The organism is Rhodococcus parequi (genome assembly GCF_046042785.1).
Lineage (GTDB): Bacteria > Actinomycetota > Actinomycetes > Mycobacteriales > Mycobacteriaceae > Prescottella > Prescottella parequi.
Genome location: NZ_JBDLNV010000003.1, coordinates 523,085 through 544,153 on the forward strand (window position 1 = coordinate 523,085; position 21,069 = coordinate 544,153).

Genomic DNA, 21,069 nt, shown 5'->3' on the forward strand with positions numbered 1-21,069 from the left:
TCACACGTAGAAGACCCGGTTCCGGATACTCCCGCGGATCCGTCCGGTGAACCCGGCGAGATAGTAGATCCACGTGCCGGTCGGCAGTTTCGTGACGGCCCGGGGCAGTAGCGGATTCCGCAGCACCAACAGGGCCGGCATGGCGAGGGCGAGTAGAGGATTCCGGCGTCTGTGGCCGCGGTCGCGGTACTGCACGTAGATTCCGACCTCGGACTGGGCCCACGCGAACTGCTGGCTCCACAACCCCCGGTAGGACGACTGGACTCGATAGGCCATCATCGCCTCGGGAGCGTGTCCGAAGGTGCAGCCCGCCAATTGGATTCGCAGGCAATAGTCCACGTCCTGGGAGCCCCGCACGTACTTCGTGTCCCACGGGCCGACCGCATCGACGGTCTCGCGCCACATTCCGAGGTTGCAGCTTCCGGCCACGGGGAACATGCCGGGCAGCTCGGTTCTCCGCTCCGGCGGGTTGACCGGCGTCCATGCGGCGGCTTCGACGGAGTTCAGGGTGAAGGTCTCCACCGGGCCGCTGACCGCGTCGAAATCGGCGGCGCGGCGGACGAGTTCGCGGAGCCATTGCGGGTGGGCCTGGTCGTCGGCATCGCAGTACGCGATGAAGTCCCCTGCTGCTGCGGCGGTACCCAGATTGCGGGCATGGGACGGACCCCGGGCGCCGGACGCGTCCACATATCGAAGTCGCAGCCGCTCGGCCAGTGGGTGGCCGGCGATATGGTCCCGCAGATCGTCCGTCGAGCCGTTGTCGCTGACCACGACCTCGAACGGATCCGGATAGTCCTGTGCGGCGAGCGCGGAGAGTTGGACGTCGATCACGGGAGCGGCGTTGTACGCCGGAATGACGATCGACACAAGTCGGGGCGAGCGTGCCTGCACGTGTCCTCCTCGATGGGGTGTGTCTTGATGTTTCATACGTAGAAGACGCCGAGATCGCGACTGCCCGCGACACGTCCGAGAAGCGCGCTCACATGCCAGAGCCATTGTCCGCGTGGAAGTCTCGTCAGGGTCACGGGAAGCAGCGGATTCCGAACGGCGATCAGGGCGATCAGCAGCACGAGATAGGGGACGGGGCGCCCCGACATGCACGTCGCGCGGTGGTCCCGGTACAGCTGTACCTCGCCCCGGCCGTACGCGAACGACTGGCGGCACAGCGAACGAAGGTCGTCGCGCAAGCGATAGTCCACCACCGCTCGCGGCTCCCAGCCCAGCGACCGGCCGCGCAGCTGCAGACGCCAGCTGAACTCCATGTCCTCGAGGGCGTACACGTACGAAGTGTCCCACCCGCCGATCTCGTCGAATACGTCACGCCAGATGCCCATGTTCCCGCCGCCGCCCCACGGGAAGCGGGCGTTGGCCGAGCTGGGCTGGGTTGTCACGGCCGAGAGCGGGCGCCACGCGGCGGAGCGTTCACTCGACAGGGGGCGACCGTCGAGGCCGCCGGCCACGGCGTCGAAACGTGCTGCGGCCTGCGCGAGGTGGCGCAACCAGTCCGGGCGGACGCGGTCGTCTGCATCGCAGAATGCGACGAAAGCGCCCGCGGAACGCGCGACCCCGACGTTCCGCGCGTGGCTGACACCCGGAGCGGTGGACGCATCGACGCACGACATCCGCAGCCTGTCTCGGAGCGGGTGGTGGAGCAGAAACTGCTCGAGCCCGTCGGTCGACCCATTGTCGGCGACGACTACCTCGAAGGCGCCGTCGTAGTCCTGCCGGGCGAGAGCGGTCAACTGGACGTCGATGATTCCCTTGACGTTCTTGGCGGCGATCACGACCGAGACCAGAGCGGGTGCCTTCCGGTCCGAGGCTGTGATTGCGGACGCGGGGCGAGGATGCACGACGCAATCGTATTGGCGGAGAAGTCGTCGCGCTACCGACCGTCGACGACCGCAGTGACGAGTGCCGGCAATCCCTCGGCGGCTGTGGTGCGCCACGAATGCTGTAGGTAGGGAGTCAGATCCGTCGGCTGAGGGTTGATCTCGACGACGGTGGTACCCGACTCGGCCGCGCGCAGCGGTAGTCCGGCCGCCGGATACACCACCCCGGACGTGCCGACGACAACCATCAGATCGCACGCGTCGACGGCGTTCTCGGCCCGCTCCCAGGCGTCCGTGGGCAGCGACTCGCCGAACCACACTGCGCCGGGCCGCACGGAACCGCCGCAGTGCGTGCATCGAGGCGGGGTGATCGGACCGGTGGGTTCCACGTCGAGGCCGCCGTCCGACGGGTGCGCGGTGCCGCAGGCACTGCAGCGCGGGGAGAACAGGCTCCCGTGTAGATGCGCGGCCACCTCGCTGCCGGCCCGCTCGTGCAGGTCGTCGACGTTCTGGGTGACGATCTGCACGTGCGCGTGCCGCGCCCACTCGGCCACCGCGCGATGGCCGGCGTTGGGCTGCACTAGGCGCACCAGTCCGGTGCGCCACTGGTACCACGCCCATACCAGGCCGCTGTCCCGCGCCCAGCCTTCCGGGCTCGCGAGTTGCTCGGGTGCGAACCGCTCCCACAGTCCCGTCCGGGCGTCCCGGAACGTCGGAATGCCACTCTCGGCCGACATCCCGGCACCGCTGAACACGACCACCCTCCGCGCGGCGCGAGCCGCCTCGACGAGCGCTGGATCGACCGGGTGTGCAGGCATACCGTCGATTGTGCGGGTCCGCGTCCGGCTCGTCCGCACCCGACTGGGTCGTGTCCCGCGGATCGGGTTGAATTGACGCATGCCTACCAGCGCGCGGAACCGATGACCGGCGAGTTGCTGCCGCACCCCGGCACCGGAGAGTTGTTCCCGTCCCCGGTGCCGCCCGGTACCGGGTGGCCCGGTGACCCGGCGGACGAGCAGACCCCCGTGGCCCGTTCGGCAGCCGACGTGGTCACGATGGCCGCGGACGCGAAGAACCTGCTCGAGATCGACGCCCGGATCAGCGTGTGCCGGGCGTGCCCGCGGCTCGTCGAGTGGCGTGAGCGGTCGGCCGAGACCAAGCGTGCGTCGTTCGCGAACCAGCCGTACTGGGGCCGCCCGATCACCGGTTTCGGGGCCGACTTCCCGAAGCTGCTGATCATGGGCCTGGCGCCCGCAGCGAACGGCGGCAACCGCACGGGCCGGATGTTCACCGGTGACCAGGCCGGCGACTGGCTGTTCCGGGCGCTGCACCGCGCGGGGCTCGCGACCAGGGCCGAGGTTGAGCATGCCGCCGACGGCCAGAAGCTGTTCGGCGTGCGGATGTTCTCGGCGGTACGGTGCGCACCGCCGGAGAACAAGCCGAGTATCGAAGAGCGGGACTGCTGCGCGGGCTGGCTCGACGCCGAGCTGGCCCGGCTGCTGCCGTTCGCGCGGGCCGTCGTCGCGCTCGGTGGGTTCGGCTGGGATGCGATCCTCGGCGCCGTGCGCCGTTCCGGCGGTACCGTGCCCACCCCCAAGCCCAAGTTCGGGCACGGTGCGGTCGCGGTCCTGAGCACCGCCGACGGCAAGCCGCTCAACGTGATCGGCTGCTATCACCCGAGTCAGCAGAACACCTTCACCGGAAGGCTCACCGAGAAGATGCTCGACGACGTCCTGTCCCGGGGACAGGAACTCGCCGGGCTCGGCTGGGGCTGCGGCGGATCGGGTCGCTGACGGCGCGTCCGGCGCCGGTGCACGCCTGTGACGCGTGCGTCCTCTCAGTGGGACAACAACTTGAATCACACCCGGTAAGGGTGGCTACCATCACACACCACGTCGAATGCCGTTGGAGGTGTGCATGAGTCGCGAGGTCCCCGAACCCGCTGTTCAGATGGGGTATGTGGTGGCAGACCTCGATGCCGCCATCGACCACTGGGTGACGCATGCCCGTGTCGGCCCGTGGACCGTCTTCCGCGGTGTGACGCTGAACGGTCGCTACCTGGGTGCCGACACCGTGGTGACCATGGACGTCGCGATGGGCTACACCGGCGACCTCCAGATCGAGCTGATGCAGATCACGTCCTCGATGCCCTCGCCGTACGCGAACGATTCGGGCGAGCCGCTCGTCGGCCCCCATCACATCGCGTGGATCACCGACGACCTCGAGTCCACTCTCGCCGAGGCCCGCAGTCGCGGGCTCGAGGAGCTTTTCGTGGCGGAGGGGCCGGGAACCCGGGTCGCCTACGTGCATGCGCCCTCCGAACCGGGCGTCGTCTTCGAATACATCCAGAGCGCCGGCATGCGCGAGATGCTCGCCTACGGCATCGAGCAGGCCCGCACCTGGGACGGATCGAACCCCGTGCGCCCGATCGGCTGATCGCGGCGCACTTGCCGGGGCCGCAGGGCCCCAACCTACTTCCGCATCGACAAGGCGGAGAACCCAATCCGGCGGCGCCGGGAAAGGCTGAACGATGGTCAACTGGAACGAAGAATGTGACGTGTTGGTGGCCGGGTCGGGCGCCGGTGGCGTCACCGGCGCATACACCGCGGCTCGCGAGGGCCTGGACGTGATCCTGGTCGAGGCGACGGACAAGTTCGGTGGCACCACCGCCTACTCCGGTGGCGGCGGTTTCTGGTTCCCGTGCAACCCGGTGCTGCAGCGCGCCGGCGTCGACGACACGATCGAGGACGCGCTCGAGTACTACCACGCGGTCGTCGGTGACCGGACCCCGCGCGAGCTGCAGGACACCTACGTCAAGGGCGGCGGTCCGCTGGTCGCGTACCTCGAGGAGGACGACGACCTGGAGTTCGCCACGTACCCGTGGCCGGACTACTTCGGTAAGGCGCCCAAGGCCCGCAACGACGGCCAGCGGCACACCATCCCGAGCCCGCTGCCGATCTCCGAGGTCGGCGACCTGCACAAGCTGGTGCGCGGTCCGCTGGACTTCGACCGCCTCGGCGCGGATCTGCCCGAGATGCTGATCGGTGGCCGCGCGCTGATCGGTCGTTTCCTCAAGGCGATCGGCAAGTACCCGAACGCGAAGCTGAACCTGAACACCCCGCTCGTCGAGCTGGTCGTCGAGGACGGCGCCGTCGCCGGTGCCATCGTCGAGCGCGACGGCGAGCAGGTCGCGATCCGCGCCCGCAAGGGCGTCATCCTGGCCGCCGGTGGCTTCGAGGGCAACGACGAGCTCCGCCAGAAGTACGGCGTCCCGGGCGCCGCCCGCGACACGATGGGTCCGTGGGGCAACATCGGCCAGGCGCACCAGGCGGGCATCGCCGTCGGTGCCGACACCGACCTGATGGGCGAGGCCTGGTGGTCGCCCGGTCTGACGCACCCGGACGGACGCTCGGCGTTCGCGCTGTGCTTCACCGGCGGCATCTTCGTCAACCAGGACGGCAAGCGCTTCGTCAACGAGTACGCGCCGTACGACCGCCTCGGCCGCGACATCATCGCGGGCATGGAGGACGGCTCGGTCACGCTGCCGTACTGGATGATCTACGACGACCGCGCGGGCGAGCGTCCCCCGGTGGGCGCCTCGAACGTCTCGATGGTCGAGACCGAGAAGTACGTCGACGCGGGCCTGTGGCACACCGCCGACACCCTCGAGGAGCTGGCCGCGAAGATCGGCATCCCGGCCGACAACCTGCTGGCGACGGTCGAGCGCTTCAACGCGTTGGCGGCCAACGACGTCGACGAGGACTTCGGTCGCGGTGAAGAGGCGTACGACCGCGCGTTCACCGGCGGCGGCCCGGCGCTCATCCCGATCGAGCAGGGTCCGTTCCACGCGGCCGCGTTCGGCATCTCCGACCTCGGCACCAAGGGCGGTCTGCGCACCGACACCGCGGCGCGCGTCCTCGACACCTCGGGCAACCCGATCCAGGGTCTGTACGCCGCCGGCAACACGATGGCGGCCCCGAGCGGCACCACCTACCCGGGTGGCGGCAACCCGATCGGCACCAGCATGCTGTTCAGCCACATCGCCGCGATGAACATCGCCGGCAAGTAGGCCGAAACGCACTCACGCGCCCCGCTGCCGGTTTTCCGGCGGCGGGGCGCGTGGCGTTTCGACGGCTGTTCGACGGCTCAGCTGTCCGTCACCGTGAAACCCTTGCCGACGGGGTTCGTCTGCGTGGCGATGCTGCCCAGCACCGCGGAGAAGTCGATGAACTCGAACGGGCCCCGGGTCATACCGACCAGTTGCGAACCGTTGACGAACGCGGGGCCGCCGGAGTCGCCGCCGTTCGCCGTGGCGAACGAGTTGATCCGCGGTGCTTCCTGTCCGTAGATCGGCCCACAGGTCAGGCCCGTCCTCACCCCGGCCTTGCACAGCATGCCGTCGGGATGCGACGGCCCGATGCTGTCGATGCGGGCCTCCGGTCCGTCCGAGGAGAGGACGGCGTCCGGGTTCAGTTCGATCACGACGTAGTCGATCAGCGGGTTGCGGTACGCGATGGTGCCGATCGGATCGCCGGTGCCGGACGGACCGAAGCGGTACACCGTCGACCCGTCCGGAAACTCGGTCGCGCCGCCCGCGGCCTCGGAGACACAGTGCCCCGCGGAGATCGCGATCTTGTTGCCGAGCGCGTCGGTGCCGACGACTCCGAGGGTGCAGTACTCCTGGTTCTGCATCGGGTTCGACGGACCGGCGTCGGGCTTCGCCGTCCATCCGATGCCGTTCGACACGGTGCCGGTTGCCGCCGACGCGGTGGGAGTGAGCGCCAGCGCCGGGGCCAGCGCGGCGAAGGTGGCGAGGGCGGTGAGCAGAACGCGTTTCGTCATCGTGAACTTCCTGTCGGGTGCCGACACCCGGGAGACGGAGCGGAGACCGTAGCGAGATCCGGCCGGCGGCGAAGTCGTCGTTTCCGACGCGCCATAACAGAAGGGTAACGGGGATGTCTCGATCCGTCGAGGGTGGCGGGGTGACCGTCTCGATCGCGCATGAACCGACCAGTTCCCTTGGTCGGCAGTCGATTCGGTGAACCCGACGTGGGGACCGTCCGGTACCGGATCAGTCCGCGGATTCCTGTTCCGCCAGCGCTCGGCGGGACTCCTCGTGCAGGACCTCGATGAGTTCGCGCTCGATCGCCGCGAACTCCGGTGACGTCACGATCGGCAGTTCCCTCGGGCGGGGCAGATCCACGACCACCTCACGACGGACGGTCGCGGGACGGGCGGACAGCACGACCACCCGGTCGGACAGGAACACCGCCTCCCTCACGTCGTGCGTGATCATCAGAACGGTCCAGCGGTACTGCTGCCAGACGTCCTGCAGCCAGGTCTGCATCTCGGTGCGAGTGAGCGAGTCGAGGGCTCCGAAGGGCTCGTCGAGCAGGAGGACGGAGCGGTCCTGGACGACGGTGCGGAGCAGCGCGGCGCGTTGCCGCATGCCGCCCGACAGCTGATGCGGTCGGGCGTCCTCGAAGCCCGCGAGCCCGAACCGCGGGAACAGTTCCGCCGCGCGGGCGCGGGCCTGCTTCCTCGGGACCCGCTGCACCTCCAAACCGAGCGCGGTGTTGTCGAGCACCGATCGCCACGGGAACAGCAGATCCTTCTGCGGCATGTGCGCGCATGTGGGAGCGGACACCGCGCCCGAATCCGGAGAGTCGAGCCCGGCGACGATCCCGAACACGGTGCTCTTGCCGCATCCGCTCGGACCGATCACCGAGACGAACTCGCCCGGCCGGACCGCGAGATCGATGCCGTCGAGCACCTGCCTGCTGCCGAAGGTCTTGGTGACGGCGGTCAGTTCGACGACGGGAGACTCAGCCACGACGGTCCTCCCTGCCGGGTGGCTGGATCCAGGGCGCGACGACCCGCTCGATCGCGAACGTGCACAGGTACAGCGCGACGCTGATCACCGCGGTCACCAGCACGGCCGCCAGTACCAGGTCGGTGCGGAACGAGTTCTTCTGGACACTCATGTAGATCCCGAGTCCGGAACTCGCGCCGACGTACTCGGCGAACACCGCACCGACGACGGCGTACGTCACGCCGATGCGCAGTGCGGTGAAGAAGCGGGGGAGCCCGGACGGCAGTCGCACGTAACGGAACTGCTGCCACTTCGACGCGCCCATGCTGCGCAGCAGCGCGCCGGCCTCGCGATCGGCCGAGGCGAACCCCTCGATCAGTCCGATCGCCATCGGGAAGAATGTCGCGAGGGCGATGACGAGGACCTTGGGTAGCAGGCCGAAGCCGAACCAGATGATCATCAGCGGTGCGATCGCAATGATCGGCAGCGTCTGCGACACCACGAACAGTGGCACGAAAGCCCTTCGCAGCCAGGGGGAGAAGTCGACGAGGACCGCGAGTGCCCACGCCACGACCAGCGACACCGCGAACCCGATCAGCGTCACCTGCAGTGTCGCCCAGGCGTGGACGGCGATGTCGTCGCGGTGAGCCCACCCCTGTGCGAGCACGCGTCCTGGCGACGGCAGCACCTGCGGTCGGATCCCGCTGACCGCGACGTAGACCTGCCACGCCGCGACGAGGACGATCGCGACGACCACCGCCGGCGCCAGTCGGCGGACCGGACCGACGGCGGTGGTCGCGTCGCGCTTACGGAGTCGCGAGGTACTCATCGGTGAAGTACGTCGACCAGTCCGGTTCCGTCGTCAGCGGTTTGCCGTCGGGGCCGGCGAGCAGCCCGTGCTCGTACAGGAACCCCGAGTAGCCGGCCCACAGTTCCCGCGTCTGGTTGCCGACGCGTCCCGAGGCGTCCTTCATGTAGTCCGCCGCCAGCATCCGCTGGCTCTCGACGACCAGCTCCTCGTCGCTGAACACCCCCGGATTGGCGGCGATCAGCGCCTGGGCGCCGCGGTCCGGGTCGTCGGCGGCCACCTGGTAGCCGCGCTGCAGCGCCTGGACGAACTTGCGGGCCTGTTCGGGATGCTCGGCGAGCCACTTCTCGTTGCCGTTCACGACGATCGCGTAGGCGTCCGGGAAACCGAAGTCGGTGTAGTGGAAGTAGCGCATCGGGGTGCCGCGACGGGCCGCCTCGACACCCTCCCAGGCGAAATACGACACCGTGAAGTCGGCCTGCCCGCCGTACACCGCCTCGTACGCCGAGGTGCCGAGTACGACGGTCTCGAAATCACCTGTGCCGCCGTTGTTCCGGATCACCTGGCGGAGCGTCTCCCGCTCGCCGGGGTCGCCGAAGCCCGCGTACGTCTTGCCGTCGAGGTCCTTCGGGCTCGCGATGTCGGCGCGGTCGGCCTTGACCCCGATGCCGGTCGCCCAGTGCTGCAGCGGCGCGAGGACCGAGACGGTCTGCGCGCCCGCGGCGCGGGAGAACGTGGCCGAATCCTGGAAGCTGGTGCCGAATTCGGCGTTGCCGGCATCGACGAGGGTGTCCGGCGACGTGTTGTTGTACGGCAGCACCTCGACGTTCAGGCCCGCGTCGGAGAAGAAGCCCTCCTGCAGCGCGACGTACAGCCCGGTGTGGTTGGTGTTCGGCGTCCAGTCGAGCGCGAACCGGATGGTGTCCCCGGAATCGTCGGAGCTCGCGCACCCGGTGAGGATGCTCATCGCGGACGCGACGATCGCCGACGTGGCCAGGACGCGGCGCAGCCGCGACACCGATGTCACGACGCCGGCCAGGGCTGCGGGTTCAGGGCGGTGTCCCAGAACATGAATTCGTACCGTGTCGCGACGACGAACGCGCGGATCATGGCCTCGCGCTGCTCGGCGGTCGCGGCGTCCGCGGCCTCGTCGACGAGACGGCGGGCCGTCGCCACGGACTCGTGGAAAGCCGGGTCGTCGTACGTGGTCACCCACTGGGCGTAGGGGTGCGACGGGTCGGCCGCCAGCACCTCGTGCGCGTCGGCGGCGAGGCGACGTCCCACCTCGGCGTAGATCCAGAAGCACGGCAGGACCGCCGCGGCCGCGACCGGATACGACTCGGTGGACGCGGTCGCGGTCAGGTACGAGACGTACCCCAGGCAGGCCTGTGAGTGCTCGGATGCGCCCGCACCCTCCGGCAGCACGCCGCTGCTCATGAGGCCCTCGTGCAGTTCGGTCTCGACGACCGCGGCGGTCGCGGCGGAGGTCGCCCAGAACGCGGCGGTCCGGGGATCGGGGGCCTTGGCCGCCAACAGCGCCAGGGCCTTGGAGTACTCGGCGAGGTAGAGCGAATCCTGCTCGATGTACGTGCGGAACACGTCGAGCGGCAGGGTGCCGTCACCGAGCCGGCGCAGGAACTCCATGTCGTCGATCGCGGCGCGCAGGACGGCGGTGCGGTCCCACAGCAGATCGGTGAAACGCGCGCCGTCGGTGGCGGCGGAGTGGACAGATGTGTCGTGGACAGGCGTTGTCATCGCCATGACATCCCTTCGTCAGCATTACCTGATGCAGGTTCCCGGGTGTGATCTCAGCCCCGCCCGTGCGGAGCACCCCGTGTCAGTGAACGAGCCGACCTTAGCACCGCAGGATTGGTACCTTGGCAGTCGGTCGGCAGCCCCGGTCGATGGCCTGCCGGCGGTGAGGAGGGCCGTGCGATGGAAGCTGTGGAGATCGCCTCGGCGCAGGCGCCCGGAGGCCTGGTGGTCGAGGCGCCGTGCGGACCGGTCCGCGGGTATGCCGACGGTTCGGTTTTCGCGTGGAAGGGGATTCCCTACGCCGCGCCGCCGATCGGGGACCTGCGGTTCCGCAGCCCGGCGCCGCCGGAACCGTGGGACGACGTGTTCGATGCGGGCGGATTCGGCGCGATGGCGCCACAGGGCCACGACACGTCGGTGCCCCTCGATCCGTCGATGCGTATCGACGAGGACTGCCTGACGGTCAACGTGTGGGCGCCGCGCCCGGACGGCACCCCGCGCCCGGTGATGGTGTGGATCCACGGCGGCGCCTACTGCCTGGGCTCGTCCGCCCAGTCGATCTACGACGGTCGCCTCCTGGCCGAGCGGGGCGACGTCGTCCTGGTCAGCTTCAACTACCGGCTCGGGACGCTCGGGTTCCTGGACCTGTCGTCGTTCTCGACCGCGGACCGGACGTTCGAGTCGAATCTCGGGCTGCGGGACCAGATCGCGGCGCTCGAATGGGTGCGCGACAACATCGCCGCGTTCGGCGGTGATCCCGACGAGGTGACGGTGTTCGGTGAATCGTCGGGCGGCGGGTCCGTCACGACGCTCATGACGGTGCCACGGGCCGAGGGACTGTTCCATCGCGCGATCGCGCAGAGTCCGCCGTCGACGTCGGTGTACGGCGCCGAGCGGGCGGCCTCCGTCGCGGCCCGGTTCCTCGAGATTCTCGACCTGCCTGCGGACCGGATCGGCGATCTCGCCGCGATGCCGGTCGAACACTTGGTGAAGGCCGGTGACATCCTCGTGAACGAGGTGCCGACGAAGGTGCCCGGCACGCTGGCGATGGCGCCGGTCGTCGACCGCGATCTCGTTCCGCACTACCCGGTCGCGGCGTTCCAGAAGGGGTACTCGCATCGGATCCCGCTCATCATCGGCTCCAACCGGGACGAGGCGTCGATCTTCAAGTTCATGCGCTCACCGCTGCTGCCCGTGAGCGCGGAGGCGGTCCAGCAGATGTTCGCCGGTCTCGCCCAGGACAACCCCGGACTCTCGGCGCTGCGGCTCGCGGAAATCGTCGCGGCGTACCCCGACAGCGCGAAAGCGCGAGGTGTCCTGGCGATCTCGCGGGACGCGGCGTTCAGGATGCCCGCCCTGTGGGTGGCGGACGCGCACAGCCGGCACTCGCCCACCTGGGTGTACCGGTTCGATCACGCCACCCCGCTGCTCCGGGCGGCGCGGGTCGGCGCGGCGCACGCGACCGAATTGCCGTACGTGTTCGGCAATTTCGGAACGCTCAATCCGGACCCCACCTTCTGGTTGGGCGGTCGCCGGAGTGCGATCGAGGTGTCCGGCCGCGTGCAGCGGCGCTGGCTGGCGTTCGCGCGGCACGGTGTCCCGGCCGCTCTCGACGGCTCCAAGCACTGGGCGCCGTACAGCGAGGAGACCCGGTCGACGCTGCTGATCGACGCGCACGACCGCCTCGTCGCCGACCCCGATCACGCGATGCGGGTGGCGTGGGGCGACCAGGTGATGGGGTTCAGCTAGCCCGACGGCGCCTCGACGAAGCGGTTCCAGCTGCGCACGTCGTCGACCGGGCGGCGCGACGCGGGCTTGAAGTCGGTGCCGAGCGTGTACGCGACGGGGAACAGCCCGACCTGGGTGTAGCCGTCCGGGATGCCGAGCAGGTCCGCCATCTGCTGTTCGCGCAGCAGGTGCACGGTCGTCCACGCCGAGCCGAGACCGCGGGCCCGCAACGCGAGCATGAAACTCCACACCGCGGGGATGACGGAGCCCCAGCGGCTGGCCTGCATGAAGACCTCCATCCCGCGGGCATCGTCCTTCAGCACCGGGATGGCGAGAGCCGGGACCTCGTGCAGATGGTCGCCGAGATACTCGACGGACGGCCGGATCCGACCGGACTGGGCGGGATCGGGGTTGCGCATGTTCGTTCGCCCCATCGCGTCGGCCAGACCCTCGCGGTACAGATCGGCGACCTGCGCGCGCACCGCAGGATCGTCGACGATCACCCAGTGCCACAGTTGGCGATTGGAGCCGTTGGGCGCCTGCAGCGCCAGACGCAGGCACTCGTCGATCAGATCGCGGGGCACCGGGCGGGAGAAGTCGAGGCGCTTGCGAACGGTCCGAGTGGTCGTGAGGGCGGTATCGAGGTCCACGTCGACGCGATCCTTTCGTCCGTCTGCAACGATCGTTGCAGACGGACGGACCATACCGTCGGCGGCCGGTCAGTGCTCGTTCGGCGCGACGCCCGTCTTCTCGCACGCCGCGCGGTACAGCGCCACCACCTCGGTGCGGATCGACGCCCGGTCGGTGACGGGTCCGAGCCACGGCACCCGCACGGTCCGCTCCACCCCGTCGACGTCGGCGACCCATTCGCCGGACTCGCCGTTTAGTCCCGTCATGCGGGCCGCGGTGGCATTCGGCTCGGCGAACGCCTGCACGATGAGCAGGTTGTCGTCGGTGTGGTCACCGTTCATGTGGCCGGTCACCGCGGCGATCACGCCGGCGTCGAAGGAAGTCATGACGGCGAGCCTAATCTCACCGTCGGCGGCATCCGATCGGCATCGAGCTCGCGTAGCACCGGCAGTGCGAAGCACACAGCCGCGACGGCGACCACGGGGATCGCCAGCACGAAGAACGTGCTGCGGATGCCGAGTTGGTCGATGAGCGGTCCGGCCAGCAGGTAGCCGAGCGGTCCGGCCGCGTACGCGGTGGACGTCATGACGCCGACGACGCGTCCGCGCATGTGCTCGGGGCTGCGGGTTTGCATGGCCCAGTTGGCGATCGGGCCGACGGGTCCGTACACCAGGCCGATCACGACGGACAGGCCGAGCAGCACCCACAGCGGCGGCAGGAATGCCATGCCGATCATCGCCAGGCCGAGGCCGGTGACGGCGACGAGCATCAGATTCCGGCGCTTGAGGTAGGGCGCGAGCGCGCCGTAGGACAGGGCGCCGACGAGTCCGCCGACGCTCATCGCCATCAGCACCCAGCCCAGCTGGGCGGGTTCACTGCGGTCGGTGAAGTACTTGGGGAACAGCACCGATTCGATCGGCATGTACAACGCCACGATCACCATGTCGACGAGCGCGAGCGTGCGCAGCAGGCGGTCGCGCCACACGAACCGCAGCCCCTCGAGCGTGCCGGTCCACATCGATTTCGGCCGCGTCGCGTGGTCGGGTCGGCCGGCGTGCTCGAGGCGCAGGAAGGCGATCGTCACGATCGAGAGCACGAAGCAGACCGAGGTGACCCACAGCGTGCTCTCCGGTCCGATCAGCGCGATCAGCAGACCGCCGACACCGGGGCCGATCAGGTAGGCGACGTTGTAGTTGGCCTCGTACAGGCTGTTGACGCGGTCCAGACGCCACCCGGCGGCCCGCGTAGCGGCCGGCAGCATCGACTCGCGCGCCGAGATCCCGGCGGGGTCGAACGTCGCGCCGAGCGCGGCGAGCACCGCGAGTGCCGGCACCGACAGCCCGATCGTGCCGGCGACGACCGGGATCGCGGCCACCGACAGCGCCGACAGCGCATCCGACGCCAGCGAGGTGGGGCGACGCCCGAACCGGTCGACGACGGTGCCCGAGAACAGGCTGGCCAGCAGTAGCGGCAGGGTGGCGGCGCCCGCGACGATCGCGGCGTCGGTCGCGCGCCCCGTTTGTTCCAGCACCAGCCACGGCAGCGCGACGATCACGATGCCGTTGCCCGTCGCGGAGAACAGTGTGGCGAGGTTGAGCAGGATCAGCGGCGAAAGTTGTCGGCTGCTCGTCTGGTCGGGGGTGGTCACGGCACGGGCCTTCGGTCGAACGGACGTCGTTCCGAAGCTAACAGCGCGGCGGCGGACGGTGCGAGCGGTTTTCGGGCCCGACGCCGCTGCATCGGTGTGGGCCCGGGTTCACACCCGGGCCGGGATGCGATGATCTCGGCGTGTCCCAGAACCGGATCCGAGTGACAGCGTCCACCCTGTGGCGCAGGGCCCGTGCCGTCGTGCGCCGCTTCTCGTCGGTATTCGGCCGATCCAGTCTGGCGCTGACGGGACGCCGTGAGCAGTTCGATCCGGCCCACCCGTGGTTTCTCAGTGCTGCCGAACGCGGCAACAGCGACACCCGCATCCGGGACTGGACGGACGGCAACGACGTCATCCCACTGATCCACGGCAAGGTCTACTTCGCGGCGTTGGCGGAGGCATTGGCCCGCGCAGGTTCTGACGACCTGGTGCTGTTCACGGATTGGCGCGGCGACGCCGACCAGGAGTTGGTGGACGGCGTCACGGTGGCCGATGCGTTCGCCGGCGCCGCCCGCAGGGGCGCGACCGTCCGAGGCATGATGTGGCGTTCGCACATCGAGACGCTGGGCTTTCCCGGTCGCCGCAACCGCAAGCTCGCGGAGGTTCTCGAGGGCGCCGGGGGCGAGGTGATCCTCGATCAGCGGGTTCCCGCGCTCGGCAGCCATCACCAGAAATTCGTCGTGGTCCGCTATTCCGACGCGAACACCCCGGATGTCGCGTTCGTGGGCGGTATCGACCTCGCGCGTGCCCGCCGTGACGACGCCGACCACTTCGGCGATCCGCTGAGCCGGCCGTTTCCACCCGAGTACGGCGAGACCCCGGCATGGCACGACGCACAGTTGCAGATCCACGGCCCTGCGGTGCGGGACGTCGAGGACGTATTCCGGGAGCGCTGGGAGGATCCGGCCGCGCTGTCCCGGCTGCCGTGGCACGCGGTGCCGGACATCCTGCGCGGTCTCACCCGCACCCCGTCCGAGCTGCCCCCTCCTGCCGCACCACCGGAGCCCAGCGGCACCTGCTCCGTGCAGTTGCTGCGAACCTATCCGCGGCGCCGGCCCGCGTATCCGTTCGCGAAGGAAGGCGAACGCAGCGCAGCCAAGGCGTACGCCAAGGTGCTGCACCGCGCGCGGAGCCTGGTGTACGTGGAGGACCAGTACCTGTGGTCCGTGGACGTCGCGCGCGTGTTCGCCGAGGCGTTGCGCCGCGAACCGCGTCTGCGATTGGTGGCCGTGGTCCCGAAGTTCCTCGACGACGACAGCCCCATCACCATCCCGTCCGCCTTGCTGGGGCACTCGTCGGCGCTCGAGACCATCCGTGAGGCCGGTGGGGACCGGGTGCTCGTGCTCGACCTCGAGAACGACCGTGGCATACCCGTGTACGTGCATTCCAAGGTCTGCATCGTCGACGACACCTGGGCCGCAGTGGGCAGCGACAACTTCAATCGTCGCTCCTGGACACATGATTCGGAGTTGACGGCCGCGGTGGTGGATGCGACGCGGGACGTGCGTGCACCCGTCGACCCGTCCGGGCTCGGCGACGGGGCGCGTCGCTTCGCCCGCGATCTGCGGCTCCGACTGGTTCGAGAACATCTCGGCCGAGCCGACGACGACGATGCTGATCTGATCGACCCCGACCGATTCTTCGAGGTCGTCTCCGGCAGTGTCGAGGCGCTGGACCGCTGGCACACAGCGCCGTCGGCGGGCACCCGGCCGCCCGGTCGGCTGCGGCGACACCGCATCGAGGTGCCGCCGCAGTGGCAGCAGCGCGCCGCCGCCCTGGTCTACCGCCTGGTGGTCGACCCCGACGGGCGGCCCGTTCGGATGCGGCTGCGCCGCACCTACTGAGCGAACGGGCCGGTCCGTCCGGTCGACCGGCGCGTCGGCGCGGGACTACTCCCGGGTGCCGATCGCGGTCACCGGGTCCTGGCGCATCGCGGTCCGGGTCGGGATCGCGATGGCGGTGAGCCCCAGCAGGATCGTCACGCCCAGGATCAGGGCGTAGACGACCGGCGAGACGCTCGGGATCGGGCGCCCGGACACCGCCGCCGCGACGCCGGCCAGTGGCGGCAGTGCGATCACCGATCCCACGACTGCCGCCACGGTCACCACGATCACCGATTCGGCGCGCATCATGCCGCGCACCTGCCTACTACTCGCCCCGACGAGCCGCAGCAGTGCGAATTCCCGTCCGCGTTCGGCGGTCGCGAGCACGAGGGTGTTGACGACGGCGACCGCGAGGTAGCCGAGCAGGACGGCGAGCGCGACGATGCTCACCCACGCCTGCGTGCGGCGCTGCTCCTGGCCGGCGGCGGCGAACTCCGCGCGATCGGAGACCGCGACGCCGCCCATCGCGGTGATCGCGTCCCGGGCCTCGTCGAGCCGCCCGGGTTCCGCGGACACGAGCAGCATGTCGGTCAGTCCCGTCGTGGTGTGCGCGCGGACCTGCGCGATCGGCAGCGTCACATCGCCGAAGCCGAGGCCACGGCCGTACGTCGCGACGACGGTCGGCGTGACGAGCGTGCCGTCACCGAGTCGCAGCGGGACCGTGTCGCCCACACGGGCACTCGTTCCGAAGGCCGCGTCGGTACTGAGGGCCACGGTGCCGTCCCCGAGTCGCCCGAGATCGCCGTCGCGTACGTCCAGATCGAGGGTCGATCCCGTGGCCGCGGGATCGATTCCCTGCACCGGGTACGGATCGGTGGACGGCGACTCGCCACCGGTCGTGAACAGGGCCTGACTCCGGGCGATCGGATTGGCCGCGCGCACAGCGGGATCCGCGGCGATCCGGTCGACGAGTCCGGGGGCCAGGCCGCCCGGAGCGGTTACCACCAGGTCGGCCGTGATCCCGCTGCGGGACTGATGGTCGGCGGCCGCGGCGACGGTGTCCTGCGTGAACAGCTGCACCGAACCGATCGCGATCGCCAGGGCCAGCGGGGTGATCGCCGCGGCCAGGCGCCGCGCCCGCGCCCCGGAGTTGGCGGCCGCCAACACGAGTGCCGGTGACGCGCTGCGCCGCAACGGGCCGCCGAACCGGCGGACCGCCCCCGCGACCAGCAGCGGGCCCAGCAGCGCCACCGAGATCACCAGCAGCACAGCCGACGAGCCGGCGCCCGCGAGTGCGGCCGGCCCGGGTAGTACCGCCGGCAGCAGCGACGTGGCCAGTCCGCCCGCGCCGAACACGACTCCGGTGACGAGCCGTCCCTTGCCGATGGACGCGGGTTCCACCGCGGATTCGCGCAGGGCCTCGGTGGGATCCAGACGAGCCGGACGTCGGGCGGCGACGGCAGCAGCGATTCGCGCGGTGCCGACGGCCAGTACCACGCCGATCACGGCGGGGACCGGACTGTAGGCGAGCGCGAAGTCCGACGACAGGACGCCGGCCTCGGCGAACTGGGCGCGCAGGACCTGGGCGAGCGCGTAGCCGGGGCCCGCACCGAGCAGTGCCGCGGCGCCCGCGACGAGCAGTACCTCGCTGCCGATCAGTCGGTGCACCTGGCCGGGTGTCGCGCCCATCGCGCGCAGCAGCGCGAACTCGCGGCGCCGCTGCTGGATCGACAGTGACAGCGTGCTCGACACCACGAACATCGCGATCAGGATCGCCAGTCCCGCGAACGATCCGCACAGCATCATGAGTTCGCTGCGCGCCGCCCCCGCGTCGAGATACTCGACGTCGCCGCGCGCGCTGCCGGTGTAGGTGCGCACGTCGAGACCGGGCAGACGGTCGCGGACCCGATCGGCCAACGCTGCCGCGACGGTGCCGTCGTCGGCGAGCAGGCCCACCGCGGCGACGTGTCCGCCGTGCGGCCACAAGGCTCGCGCCCGGGCGTCCGACACGAACACCGACGACGGCCGATCCACCGGCTCGGCGGTGGGTGCCGAGGCGACGCCCACCACGGTGTAGTCGTCGCCGATCCCGCCGTGCCGCAGGGTGATCCGATCACCGGGTGCGCCGGGGCCGGTCACGACCACCTCGTCCGACGCCGCCGGCTCCCGCCCGGCCGTGAGGGTGTACGGCGCCAGCGCGGCGGACGACCACCCGTGGGCGTCCAGCGCGGCGCCGTCGTCGGTCGTGACGGGCACGCCGATGTCGGCGATCGCCTCGCGAACGCCGGGGACGCCGGACAACTCGTCCGTCACGGTGTCCGGTAGGAGCGCACGCTCGACGTACGGCTGGTCGACGTCCTCGCGCACGTCCAGGGCCTGCGCCGCCCCGACCACGACGTCGGCGCCCGCGTACCGGTGCGGGGTGACGCCGCCGCGGATTCCCGATTCGAACAGCACGCCGAGCGCGCACGTGAGCAGCGCGGCGCAGAACACCGCGACGAACACCGCCGCGAAGCTGCCGCGGCGTTGCCGGATGTTGGCGCGCGCGAGCGTGCGCAGACGTGGCCCGCGCATGCTCACCACTCCCCGAGGTGGGTCATGTGGTCGGCGACCGCGGCGGCGGTGGGGGAGTCCATCCGTCCGACCAGTCGCCCGTCCGCGAGGAACAGGACGCGGTCGGCGTGGGCGGCCGCGACGGGGTCGTGGGTGACCATGACGATGGTCTGGCCCAGTTCGGTGGTGGTGCGGCGCAGCAGATCCAGCACCTGCCGCCCGGTGCGGCTGTCGAGCGCGCCGGTGGGTTCGTCGGCGAACACCGCGTGCGGCTGGGTGATGAGTGCCCGCGCGATCGCGACCCGCTGCTGCTGACCGCCGGACAGCTCGGCCGGTCGGCGGTCGCGCTTGTCGGCCAGGCCCACCGCGTCCAGCACGTGGTCGAGATGCGCCCGGTCGGCGACGCGTCCGGCGAGCAGCAGCGGCAGCGTGACGTTCTGTTCGACGGTGAGGGCCGCCATGAGGTTGTACGCCTGGAACACGAATCCGATGTGGTCACGACGGAACACCGTGCGGGCCTTGGGCTTCAGCGCACTGATCTCGGTGTCGCCGAGCCAGACCGAGCCGCGGGTCGGCTGGTCGAGGCCGGCGGCGCAGTGCAGGAACGTGCTCTTGCCGGACCCGGACGGGCCCATGACGGCGGTGAAGCTGCCGGGCGCGAGGGTGAGGCTGACGGCGTCGAGCGCGGTGACCTGGGTGCGTCCGGATCCATAGGTCCTGCTGACGTCGGCCAGGCGGACGGCGGCCAGCGGTGGGCTCTGTACGAGCGGCGGTGTGGAAGCGAAGGGGGACATACAGAGAACGCTATGGAGTGGCGGATCCCCGGAACATCCCGTGCGATACCCGATCGATGGTGTAGCTGGCTCTACCGTGGCCGGTCTACGACGAGCCCGACGCCGTCCGCGCGTTGCGGGCCGCGAGACGTGCGAAGCCGTCGGCGAGTTCCGGTGGACCGACGACGTCGATGTCGGCGTCGAACCGGTTGAGGGCGGCCGCCAGGGCCACCCAGGACCACGAACCGACTGCGAGACTGCACCGGTCGGGTCCGAGGTCCCCGACGATACCGTCGCCGGCGAAGGGGCGAACCCGGTCGGCCGGAAGGTGGAGGACGACCTTGCCGTGGCACGGCCATCGGTCCGCTCGGGGTGAGCCCTTGAAGTGGGCGGACACGAAATCGGACACGTCCCCGCCCGGGACCTCGCGGGGTGTGAAGCGGGGGCCCGTCGGAACCCGCGGGGTGATGCGGTCGGCACGGAAGACGCGCCAGTCGTCGCGCCCGAGGTCCCAGGCGACGAGGTACCAGCGCCGGTTCGACGTCACCAGGTGATGGGGCTCCACTCGCCGCGGCGCCGGCAGCGGGGGCGCGGCGGCAGGACCGCCGGTCGTGTAGTCGAAGCGCAGTGTCTCGTGGGCGCGGATCGCGGTGGAGATCGCCACCAGCACGTCGGGTGCCACCGACGCGGCAAACCCCCGTCCGGGGACGGCCGGGATCGTCGTGAAGTCGACGGCGTCGAGCCGGTGTCGCAGGCGCGAGGGCATCACCTGTTTCACGGTGACCAACGCGCGAACGGCGGCCTCCCCGATCCCGACACCGGTGACGGCCGCGGCCTGGAGCGCCACCGCCAAGGCGATGACCTGGTCGTCGTCGAAGAGCAGCGGCGGGAGCTCGCTGCCGGCGTCGAGCCGGTAGCCGCCGGTGGGGCCCATCGTCGCCTGGATGTTGTAGCCCATCTCGCGTAGCCGGTCGATGTCTCGGCGGACGGTGCGGTGACTGATTCCCAGCCGCTCCGCCAGCGTGGACCCCGGCCAGTCCCGCCTGGTCTGCAGGAGCGACAGCAGGTTCAGGAGTCGGGACGTGGCGGCGGTCATGCCTCCGATCGTAATTTTCTTGTAGGACGGAAACCGACCTACACCGCTGTGAGGGTGGTGTCGTCGGGGCACGCCCGGCCACCTTCTCAGCTTGGAGCAGACATGAGCATCACGACCACGACGCACCTCAACTTCGGCGGTGACGCCCGCGACGCCCTCGAGTTCTACCGTTCCGTATTCGGTGGGCACCTCACGATCGCGACCTACGGCGACCTCGGGGCGCCGCAGGACGCTCCCGGTGCCGACGACGTCGTCTTCGGGCAGCTCGAGGCGGAAGACGGATTCCGGGTGATGGCGTACGACGTCCCCGGGCGCAGTGGAAGGGTCGGCACGGGCTCGACGCGGCGGGAGAACGGCGCCACCATCACCGATCAGCCGTTCTTCGTCTCCGTGCGGGGCGGGTCCCTGGACGAGGTGCAGACGTACTGGGACGGGCTCGCGGCCGAATCCGAGATCGTGGAGCCGCTCGCCGCCGCGGCCTGGACGCCGGGCTTCGGCATGCTCACCGACCGGTTCGGGGTGACGTGGATCCTCGACGTCGCCGCCGACCGGTAGCTCGTTCGCCGTCGCGGTGCGGAAGACTCGGATCTCCCGCACCGCAAGGGACTTGCAGA

General features: G+C 70.2%; 20 protein-coding genes and 1 riboswitch. Of the genes, 6 read left to right on the forward strand and 14 right to left on the reverse strand.

Annotated elements, in window-relative coordinates:
• Genes ABEU20_RS10625 through ABEU20_RS10635 form a run of 3 tightly spaced genes read right to left on the reverse strand, consistent with a single transcriptional unit; the run spans position 1 to position 2,647 of the window.
• Positions 1-891 carry a glycosyltransferase gene (locus tag ABEU20_RS10625; RefSeq protein ID WP_420164372.1) on the reverse strand — a complete coding sequence of 297 codons (891 nt, stop codon included), beginning with the start codon at positions 889-891 and terminating at the stop codon, positions 1-3.
• Between the two features lie 32 nt (positions 892-923).
• The gene (locus tag ABEU20_RS10630; RefSeq protein ID WP_420164373.1) at positions 924-1,850 is read right to left on the reverse strand and encodes a glycosyltransferase; all 927 of its coding nucleotides are present in this window, start codon (positions 1,848-1,850) and stop codon (positions 924-926) included.
• 32 nt (positions 1,851-1,882) lie between these two features.
• A complete protein-coding gene (locus tag ABEU20_RS10635) occupies positions 1,883-2,647 on the reverse strand; it encodes an NAD-dependent deacylase (protein WP_420164374.1) in 765 nt (254 codons plus the stop codon).
• A gap of 102 nt (positions 2,648-2,749) precedes the next feature.
• Here ABEU20_RS10635 and ABEU20_RS10640 point away from each other — a divergent pair, with 102 nt between their 5' ends.
• The 3 genes from ABEU20_RS10640 (at position 2,750) to ABEU20_RS10650 (ending at position 5,898) form a co-directional block, all read left to right on the forward strand.
• The gene (locus ABEU20_RS10640) at positions 2,750-3,622 is read left to right on the forward strand and encodes a uracil-DNA glycosylase (protein ID WP_420164578.1); all 873 of its coding nucleotides are present in this window, start codon (positions 2,750-2,752) and stop codon (positions 3,620-3,622) included.
• 124 nt (positions 3,623-3,746) lie between these two features.
• Entirely contained in the window at positions 3,747-4,265 is a 519-nt protein-coding gene (locus tag ABEU20_RS10645; protein ID WP_420164375.1) for a VOC family protein, read from the forward strand.
• Positions 4,266-4,359: 94 nt separating this feature from the next.
• Positions 4,360-5,898 (forward strand): FAD-binding protein, encoded by a 1,539-nt coding sequence (locus tag ABEU20_RS10650; protein ID WP_420164376.1) that lies wholly within the window; start codon positions 4,360-4,362, stop codon positions 5,896-5,898.
• A gap of 77 nt (positions 5,899-5,975) precedes the next feature.
• On the opposite strand, the gene ABEU20_RS10655 is transcribed toward ABEU20_RS10650, so the two are convergent.
• From ABEU20_RS10655 to ABEU20_RS10675, 5 genes are all read right to left on the reverse strand, one after another.
• On the reverse strand, positions 5,976-6,671 hold the full coding sequence (locus tag ABEU20_RS10655; protein WP_420164377.1) for a chymotrypsin family serine protease: 696 nt from the start codon (positions 6,669-6,671) through the stop codon (positions 5,976-5,978).
• Between the two features lie 229 nt (positions 6,672-6,900).
• Positions 6,901-7,662, reverse strand: a complete 762-nt coding sequence (locus tag ABEU20_RS10660; protein WP_420164378.1) for an ABC transporter ATP-binding protein — start codon at positions 7,660-7,662, stop codon at positions 6,901-6,903.
• The gene (locus ABEU20_RS10665) at positions 7,655-8,470 is read right to left on the reverse strand and encodes an ABC transporter permease (RefSeq protein ID WP_420164379.1); all 816 of its coding nucleotides are present in this window, start codon (positions 8,468-8,470) and stop codon (positions 7,655-7,657) included. Before ABEU20_RS10665 ends, ABEU20_RS10660 begins: the two co-directional genes overlap by 8 nt.
• On the reverse strand, positions 8,448-9,476 hold the full coding sequence (locus ABEU20_RS10670) for an ABC transporter substrate-binding protein (protein WP_420164380.1): 1,029 nt from the start codon (positions 9,474-9,476) through the stop codon (positions 8,448-8,450). Before ABEU20_RS10670 ends, ABEU20_RS10665 begins: the two co-directional genes overlap by 23 nt.
• Positions 9,473-10,210, reverse strand: coding sequence for a TenA family protein (locus ABEU20_RS10675; RefSeq protein WP_420164381.1), 738 nt, complete (start codon positions 10,208-10,210; stop codon positions 9,473-9,475). The genes ABEU20_RS10670 and ABEU20_RS10675 overlap by 4 nt, the downstream gene beginning before the upstream one ends.
• A riboswitch (TPP riboswitch) is annotated at positions 10,198-10,294 on the reverse strand. (Overlaps the previous gene by 13 nt.)
• 90 nt (positions 10,295-10,384) lie before the next feature.
• On the opposite strand from ABEU20_RS10675, the gene ABEU20_RS10680 reads away from it, so the two are divergent.
• Positions 10,385-11,953, forward strand: a complete 1,569-nt coding sequence (locus ABEU20_RS10680; RefSeq protein WP_420164382.1) for a carboxylesterase/lipase family protein — start codon at positions 10,385-10,387, stop codon at positions 11,951-11,953.
• On the opposite strand, the gene ABEU20_RS10685 is transcribed toward ABEU20_RS10680, so the two are convergent.
• The 3 genes from ABEU20_RS10685 to ABEU20_RS10695 form a co-directional block, all read right to left on the reverse strand.
• Positions 11,950-12,582, reverse strand: coding sequence for a nitroreductase family protein (locus tag ABEU20_RS10685; RefSeq protein ID WP_420164383.1), 633 nt, complete (start codon positions 12,580-12,582; stop codon positions 11,950-11,952). The genes ABEU20_RS10680 and ABEU20_RS10685 overlap by 4 nt on opposite strands.
• Positions 12,583-12,651: 69 nt before the next feature.
• On the reverse strand, positions 12,652-12,948 hold the full coding sequence (locus tag ABEU20_RS10690; protein WP_420164384.1) for a DUF2470 domain-containing protein: 297 nt from the start codon (positions 12,946-12,948) through the stop codon (positions 12,652-12,654).
• Positions 12,945-14,210, reverse strand: a complete 1,266-nt coding sequence (locus ABEU20_RS10695) for an MFS transporter (protein ID WP_420164385.1) — start codon at positions 14,208-14,210, stop codon at positions 12,945-12,947. Before ABEU20_RS10695 ends, ABEU20_RS10690 begins: the two co-directional genes overlap by 4 nt.
• 161 nt (positions 14,211-14,371) lie before the next feature.
• Between ABEU20_RS10695 and ABEU20_RS10700 the strand changes: the two genes are divergently transcribed.
• Positions 14,372-16,054 (forward strand): phospholipase D-like domain-containing protein, encoded by a 1,683-nt coding sequence (locus ABEU20_RS10700; protein WP_420164386.1) that lies wholly within the window; start codon positions 14,372-14,374, stop codon positions 16,052-16,054.
• Positions 16,055-16,099: 45 nt separating this feature from the next.
• On the opposite strand, the gene ABEU20_RS10705 is transcribed toward ABEU20_RS10700, so the two are convergent.
• The 3 genes from ABEU20_RS10705 to ABEU20_RS10715 form a co-directional block, all read right to left on the reverse strand.
• A complete protein-coding gene (locus ABEU20_RS10705) occupies positions 16,100-18,607 on the reverse strand; it encodes an ABC transporter permease (protein ID WP_420164387.1) in 2,508 nt (835 codons plus the stop codon).
• A gap of 2 nt (positions 18,608-18,609) precedes the next feature.
• Complete coding sequence (locus ABEU20_RS10710) at positions 18,610-19,380, reverse strand: ABC transporter ATP-binding protein (RefSeq protein WP_420164388.1); 771 nt, start codon at positions 19,378-19,380, stop codon at positions 18,610-18,612.
• A gap of 85 nt (positions 19,381-19,465) precedes the next feature.
• Positions 19,466-20,455 carry a helix-turn-helix transcriptional regulator gene (locus ABEU20_RS10715; RefSeq protein WP_420164389.1) on the reverse strand — a complete coding sequence of 330 codons (990 nt, stop codon included), beginning with the start codon at positions 20,453-20,455 and terminating at the stop codon, positions 19,466-19,468.
• A 102-nt stretch (positions 20,456-20,557) separates the two neighbouring features.
• Between ABEU20_RS10715 and ABEU20_RS10720 the strand changes: the two genes are divergently transcribed.
• Positions 20,558-21,010 carry a VOC family protein gene (locus ABEU20_RS10720; RefSeq protein ID WP_420164390.1) on the forward strand — a complete coding sequence of 151 codons (453 nt, stop codon included), beginning with the start codon at positions 20,558-20,560 and terminating at the stop codon, positions 21,008-21,010.
• Positions 21,011-21,069 lie beyond the last annotated feature (59 nt).